The organism is Aeromonas sp. HMWF015 (assembly GCF_963878965.1).
In the GTDB taxonomy this organism is placed as follows: Bacteria; Pseudomonadota; Gammaproteobacteria; order Enterobacterales; family Aeromonadaceae; genus Aeromonas; species Aeromonas veronii.
On record NZ_CAWNZT010000016.1, the window covers coordinates 1 to 1,988 of the forward strand.

Sequence of the window (1,988 nt, forward strand, 5' to 3'; positions counted from 1 at the left end):
GCAATAAGCCAGCCAATAAAAACAAGAGTCCACGTAATATACTGTGAATTTTCTTTTTTTATCTGTTCTAAAAAAGAGTCCCACATAGCGACATTAATCCATTTTATTTAATTTTAATAAGGCTATGACTTGGCTATTTCATCCTCAATATAACTTTTTATCTCATCTATAAGATCAGGCTCCTCATCAGATATAAACTTTATTTTTCTCACGAGATCATGAGGTGCCCCAGCTCTAATAAGGCCGCCAAAAGCCTCTTCTAAAAATGAAGATCCATATCCTTCAGTTCCATCAAGATCTATTATGACCTCATCTCCCGAGAGCACAGCATCAATGATCACGTTACGATACTGTTCACCTGAGTTATCACCCAAGTATATGTATCTTGGCCCAGGGCAGATAAACCTGTCTGCCACTCTGAACTTGATACTCATTCGGAATCCTCCAGTACAGCGTTCTTCCGACCTCTTAAAGGCAGTGACCATTCAATGATAGTCCCCCTTACCGAGTGTGCGTAGTCAAAAATTAGTTCTCTTACAATACCACGGTTGCCAGAGTAGGTGTATCTACCTTTGTTACTAAAAATTGTCAATGAGCCATCCTCATGGGCATCAATGACCGCTTTCATATCACTAATGCCTTTCCCTCTATTGGCGAGCCCCGTTCGAGTCTCCTTTAGGTTGGATGCCGCTTTTATGTATTCAGCATCTGTTGGCTTTACAATTTTCATCATCTCAAGGATTTTTCTCAATATATCTTTTTGGGTTATAGGTAACGTTTTTGGAATGCCAACACCTTTATCACAGATAACTACCACTAAATTATCATCTTTAATTCCTGCAAAACACCACCATTTTTCGAATGCAGATTCTCGGTCAATTTCATGTAGAGAGCGATCAGTAGTGTAAGCATGTTCAACACTATTTGCCATGGCTTCTGAAAAACCACGATATAATTTTTTGCTTGCTTTAAGCTCTAGTTCTTTTTTCATTTCTTTTATCGTTTCATGTGCCAGCATTGGCTCGGAGCAGACACCAGAACTATATCTCCAAAATAAAACATCGTCAAAATCTTCTACTTTAGGTAGGTCTTTTTTTAATAACTCATAAAATCCAATTTGCTTGAGAACTGATTTTACCTTTTCATCTACTGGATGATTGAAATTAATGAGTTTATGACCAATACGGCTTTGTTTTATTTTTTGATCTATTTCAGCAAGCAGAGATATCATCGCAGCTGCTGTCACTTTTTCTGTATTATCAAAGTTAAGCATAACTCTGGCGCCTTGCTCAACAAAACGATCAATTCTATCGATACATGTACTTAGCTTTTCTAAATTATCAGGATAATAATAATCAATATATCTTGGTAGGTTCACAACCACACGTCTCTTTTCCTTTAATTTGAGAAGGATGTTTTCATATTCTCGTGTTCGAGGCTTTGGTGGTTTAATCGGAAACCTGTCCAATCGATACTTTAATAATAATACCTCATTTGCAATAGATGAGGATTTTAATGCATTTCGATACCTACATTTCAATTTAAAATATAGATGGCGCTGGTGCTTTTTATTAGACACTTTCTTATCAATATTTATCATTATATAGCTCCTATCATGATGGGAGCATTATATAATCACTTATTAATAAAAGCCATGCTTACCCAATGCAGGACAAATGAATCTTACATGCCCTTAAAAGCGGGTCGTGTCAATGCAATGTGCGTCTTCCTAGATATCAGATAGCATCGCTCTTTAGCTATGCGGGTCTAGAGTGCTTGTATGGAGCCGCGGGCAGGGTTGCGTCACGAAATCCGCGCTCATCCGCTCCCGCCTGCGGGCCTCGTTAAGAAAATTTTTTGCAGAAATGGATTACCGCAGTTTCCTAGCTCTAGGCCGCGCCGCTCTTGGGGGGTGGGGGCTTGGGAGGAACTGCACGAAGTGAAAGGAATTTCAGTTTTTTGCAAAAATGCGCCGCATTAGCTGGCTA

At 38.9% G+C, this 1,988-nt stretch carries 2 protein-coding genes; both read right to left on the minus strand.

Going from position 1 to position 1,988, the window contains the following annotated elements; all coding sequences use genetic code 11:
* Positions 1-122: 122 nt before the first annotated feature.
* Positions 123-434, minus strand: a complete 312-nt coding sequence (locus AACS18_RS00635) for an STAS-like domain-containing protein (RefSeq protein ID WP_108613452.1) — start codon at positions 432-434, stop codon at positions 123-125.
* Complete coding sequence (locus tag AACS18_RS00640) at positions 431-1,600, minus strand: ATP-binding protein (protein WP_146184830.1); 1,170 nt, start codon at positions 1,598-1,600, stop codon at positions 431-433. Before AACS18_RS00640 ends, AACS18_RS00635 begins: the two co-directional genes overlap by 4 nt.
* Positions 1,601-1,988: the final 388 nt, after the last annotated feature.

What these genes read in the sequence shown, in the direction of transcription:
- AACS18_RS00635 (WP_108613452.1), bottom strand. Translation starts at nt 434, where the DNA reads ATGAGTATCAAGTTCAGAGTGGCAGACAGGTTTATCTGCCCTGGGCCA.
- AACS18_RS00640 (WP_146184830.1), bottom strand. Translation starts at nt 1,600, where the DNA reads ATGATAAATATTGATAAGAAAGTGTCTAATAAAAAGCACCAGCGCCAT.